5 protein-coding genes are annotated in these 4,232 nt (G+C 58.5%); all 5 read right to left on the minus strand.

Going from position 1 to position 4,232, the window contains the following annotated elements:
* On the minus strand, nucleotides 1-938 hold a 938-nt coding region (locus ACFFAR_RS26190; protein ID WP_174364725.1), incomplete at its 3' end, for a nuclear transport factor 2 family protein.
* Nucleotides 939-981: 43 nt separating this feature from the next.
* Nucleotides 982-2,136 (minus strand): porin, encoded by a 1,155-nt coding sequence (locus tag ACFFAR_RS26195; protein ID WP_375508743.1) that lies wholly within the window; start codon nucleotides 2,134-2,136, stop codon nucleotides 982-984.
* Nucleotides 2,137-2,309: 173 nt separating this feature from the next.
* Nucleotides 2,310-3,017 (minus strand): alpha/beta fold hydrolase, encoded by a 708-nt coding sequence (locus ACFFAR_RS26200; RefSeq protein WP_375508744.1) that lies wholly within the window; start codon nucleotides 3,015-3,017, stop codon nucleotides 2,310-2,312.
* A gap of 22 nt (nucleotides 3,018-3,039) precedes the next feature.
* A complete protein-coding gene (locus ACFFAR_RS26205; protein WP_174364722.1) occupies nucleotides 3,040-3,825 on the minus strand; it encodes an aldolase/citrate lyase family protein in 786 nt (261 codons plus the stop codon).
* A 63-nt stretch (nucleotides 3,826-3,888) separates the two neighbouring features.
* The coding region (locus tag ACFFAR_RS26210; RefSeq protein ID WP_174364721.1) for a TOBE domain-containing protein at nucleotides 3,889-4,232 on the minus strand (344 nt) is incomplete at its 5' end.

The raw sequence follows: 4,232 nt of genomic DNA on the forward strand, positions 1-4,232 counted from the left end.
TCGTCGGTAACGAAAAATTCCGTCATTACCTTGTCTTTCGTGAGATTCGCGTGCGACATGCCCATGACGTAGACAGGCGCGCCGGTCGGTTCTCCAAAATGTCCGAAGCCGCAATGCGTGCCCGTGAGCGACCAGCGCACCGCAACCCTTACTGGCTGCTCAGGATCGCGGTTCACCCGTGCGCTTTCTACTTTGAGCACCGCATCGGGAAATGATGCGAGATAACCAAGCGCGAATGTATCGATATCGCCATGCCCGTAGAGTACGTCCCCACCGGGTGCATGAAACGCGGCGCCGTGGAAATACATGTCGCGAATCACGGCCGTTTCCTTGTCGTGCCAAAGACGTTGCATGCCGCCGAGATAACGGTGAACGGTTTCGTCGTCGCTTTGCACGGTTGCCTTATAGCGGCTCGGCTTGTCGTGCTCAGGCGTGAAGAAGGAAATCGGCACGCCCTGCTGCAATTCCCGGTCGGTCATGCTGCAGGCGAGCGCGCGCGCACTTGTGCCCAGGCACCGCGCGAAAGCAGCCTGGTCCCGCACGAGCCACTCCTCGATCACGACTTGATCCCGTACCCAGCAATCCGCGATGATCCGGCTGCGAACCATGCGTCCCTCGGCGCGGCCGAGAACGCCGTCGCCGGTATGACGCATCACGGAGGTCAACCTATGCGACGAAAGAAAGGTGCCGTCGCCATACGGCGTCCAGATCACATCCTCGCCAACGAGCTGGCGGTCAGGGAACTGATGCAGCGTCTGCAGCGTCTGCGCCGTGACACCCTTGTTGCTTCCGGTGAATCCGGTCGCGGCGCGCAGCAGGATATCGGGCGCGTAATGCTTGTCGAGCTTCCCGCCGATTCCCCGGTCCTCCCAGATTTCACGCGTGATTCCATAAATGAAGTTCGGGACATCCTTGTACGACCCTAGGTCAAAGCTCACCTTATGCTCCTCTCAATTGAAAACTCAAAAAGCTCAACCATGCTCAGAAACGATGCCGGATGCCGGCTACCACGGCAAGTTGCTTGTCGGTGGAGGAAGCCGATGTAAAGGCAAGCTGCGCAACGGCCGGCCCACCCACGGAATTGGTCCCACTGGCGTTCTGACCATACGCCCACACATACACATCCGTGCGCTTCGAAAGACTATATGTCGTTCCGATATCGATCTGGCGATAAATCGCGCCGGGTGCGCCACCCGTCGAATTCACACGTGTGTAGATAAACGCAGTGCCCGCACTGAATGCCGGCGTGAAATGGTAAAGGTAGTTGATTTCGCCGGTATTCAAGACGCCGGTACCGGAATACCCTTCGGGATTCGGCCCCGAACCGCTGCCCAGCTTGCCAAAGTCGACGTTGCTGAAAGTCCCGCCAATCGTCGAGTTTCCGAACGTGTATGAGGCGCCGAGCGCGCTGATTTGCAGGCTTTTCGCCGATACGAAACCGGAGTAGCTCAGCCCCGACACGGTCACGCCGGTAGTGGTGTTCGTTCCGTCGTACACAGATGTATTTGGATGATCGATATGCGAATACGACGCCGCAGCCGCAAAGCCGCCGATTGTGTAAGTGATGCCGGCACCGTACGTGCTGTTGTTGGTGACCGACCCGGGCGTGCCTCCGAATGAATACGCCGCACCGACAGTCAATCCGTGATACGGGTTGCTGACGAACTTGACGGCGTTGTTCAAGCGAAAGCTGGCGTTCATGTTGTTGTTGTCGCCGGGCTGCGTGCCGGGACCGCCCGACCATGCATAACCCGATTCGAACGGCCCCACGAAGGTCGTTTCGAAATCATATTGACGACCCAGCGTGACTGCGCCGTAAGGCGTCGAAATGCCTACCCACGACTGGCGGCCGAACAGACGGCCGTTCTGCCCGAGCTTGCCGGTGTTTGCGTTGAAGCCGTTCTCCAGCTGGAAGATGGCCGCATATCCGCTGCCAAGGTCCTCACGCCCCCTGAAGCCAAAACGCGAAGCGCTCAATGTTCCGCTGGCCAGTTGATAAGCGTGGCCGCCCGCCTGGTTCGTCGTGTACTGGAAGGCTTCGTCGATAATGCCGTACAACGTCACATTGCTTTGTGCATGAGCGCTGATAGCAGCGCAACAGCAGGCAATGGATAAAAGCGCGCGGGTCGGTTTCATTTCACGTGGCTCGTAAAGGTCGTGTTGACGTGCGGAATGTCTTGCGTGGGTTCGGGTATCGGCGCCAAAAAGACACTGACGCCTCAACAGTTGATCTCTCAGCGTATTTTTTATATCGGTTTCCTAACTAATAAGTAATCTATTACTTTCGGCGATCAATCTCCATCAAACGGCTAGGGAATCATTCTCAGCAGCCATTGCTGCATGGCTTGATTACATGCATCAGATGACTCGAGCGTTGCAAAATGGCCGCATCGTGCAATGAACACCGTGCTCGCTTGCGCAAGCTCTTGCGCCATTTCGTCCTGCCGGTCGCGCGGCGTCAACACGTCCGAATCACCGCAAATCAATAGAACGGGCACGGTTATCGATTTCAGCATCGGCCTTGAATCCGGACGATCGCTTGCATAGCGCGACTGGTTCGCAAAATTCGCCGCGCTCGAATGCGCCATCGCCCTGATCAGAGCGGTCAATTCACCACGGTGCCCACATTCAGGCGAAAAGTAATAGGGCAACAGAGACTCATCCAGAACACTTTCCAGCTCGCCTGCATCGACCCGTTCAACCAGTTTCCGGCGTTTCTCTTGGCTTGATTCCGGATCGGGTCGTGCATTGGTCGAAACAAGGATCAAGCCGGCCACACGATCCGGCGCCTGTCTGTAAAGCTCCAGCGCAACAATTCCACCGAGTGAGAATCCGCCCAGCACGAACCGCGGCGGGAGTATCGCAAGATACGCGGCCACCTCGGCCTCCATGGTTCGCTCGCTGCCCAACTCGCATACGACGACTGGCCGCTGTACCGACAACGCGTCGACCTGTGCACGCCAGACACGCGCGTCGCACAGTGTTCCCGGTAGCAAGACAAGCGGAATGGCGGCCATTGCCCTGTTCCTTCAGCGAGTTTCAGTAGCCGCCGCGGGCTGTCGCACCGCCCGCGCCGCGCGCTGCCAGAAGGCGCGACGTGCTTGCGACTGCAAGCGCGTTGGCATCATTGCCAGGTGTCACTAGATGAAACCCCTCCTCCAGCCGGCTGTGCGCCGCGGCGCCGTCGCTGCAGAATATGCCGGCAAGCAGGCCGCGATCACGAGCGCCGCGGAGGATCTGCCCGATCACCTCTTCCAGCCTCGCGTTCGTTTGCATGCCGGGTTTCATGCCAAGGCTCAACGCAAGATCGTTCGGGCCGATGTAGATACCGTCGAGGCCGGGTGTATCGAGGATTGCATCGAGTTGATCGAGCGCTTGCTGCGATTCGATCATGGCAAGCGTCAGGACAGTGTCGTTAGCGCAACTGAAATAATCAGGTCCGCCATAAAGCAGTCCGCGCGCCGGACCAAACGAGCGCTGCCCGGCGTCCGGATAGCGGCATGCAGAAACGAATTGGCGCGCCATCTCGGGGGTATCGATGGAAGGACAGATCACGCCGTAGGCGCCTGCATCGAGCAGCTTCATGATCTCCGGCGGATTGAGCGAAGGACAGCGGACCAGAGGTGTTGCAGGCGTGATGCTGACCGCTTGCAACATGGTCAACGCAGATTCGAAACCCATCATCCCGTGCTGCAGGTCGACTGTCACCGAATCGAATCCTTGGGACGCCACGACTTCCGCCGCATAACTGCTCGGGATGGAAAGCCATGCATTGACGATGGGTTCGCCTGCGAGGAACTTCTGTTTGATTAAGTTGGGACGCATGGTGACTCGTTCTCCTGGTTCAAGCTTCAAGCTTGTGCAACTGAATTGGGGCAGCCCCGACCGTCAGCCGGTTTTGATGCGCTCGCCGGTCGTCCCGTCGAACCAGAACATCTTCGATGGCTCTGGCCGCACGATGATCCGGTCGCCGTCGGTGTATCGAATGGATTTGTCGCCTTTGACCACAAAGTGCTGGCCGGCAAGTTTCAGCGTGATGAGGGTGACGTCGCCGAGCAGTTCGAACGCGAAGATATCTGCTGAAAAAGCGCCTGGCTGATCGCCCGTGCCGACCACCACGTCTTCCGGGCGCACGCCCAGATAAAGCGGCCCGTTGCGTGGAGGCGCGATGGGAAAAGCAAGCCCGTCCGACATGACAAACTGACCACCCCTGCCTTCCCCGCGCAGCAAAT

The organism is uncultured Caballeronia sp. (assembly GCF_964243625.1).
GTDB lineage: Bacteria > Pseudomonadota > Gammaproteobacteria > Burkholderiales > Burkholderiaceae > Caballeronia.

Excerpts from the sequence above, each read along its gene's own strand:
- ACFFAR_RS26195 (WP_375508743.1), bottom strand. The coding sequence starts at position 2,136 with ATGAAACCGACCCGCGCGCTTTTATCCATTGCCTGCTGTTGCGCTGCT.
- ACFFAR_RS26200 (WP_375508744.1), bottom strand. The coding sequence starts at position 3,017 with ATGGCCGCCATTCCGCTTGTCTTGCTACCGGGAACACTGTGCGACGCG.
- ACFFAR_RS26205 (WP_174364722.1), bottom strand. The coding sequence starts at position 3,825 with ATGCGTCCCAACTTAATCAAACAGAAGTTCCTCGCAGGCGAACCCATC.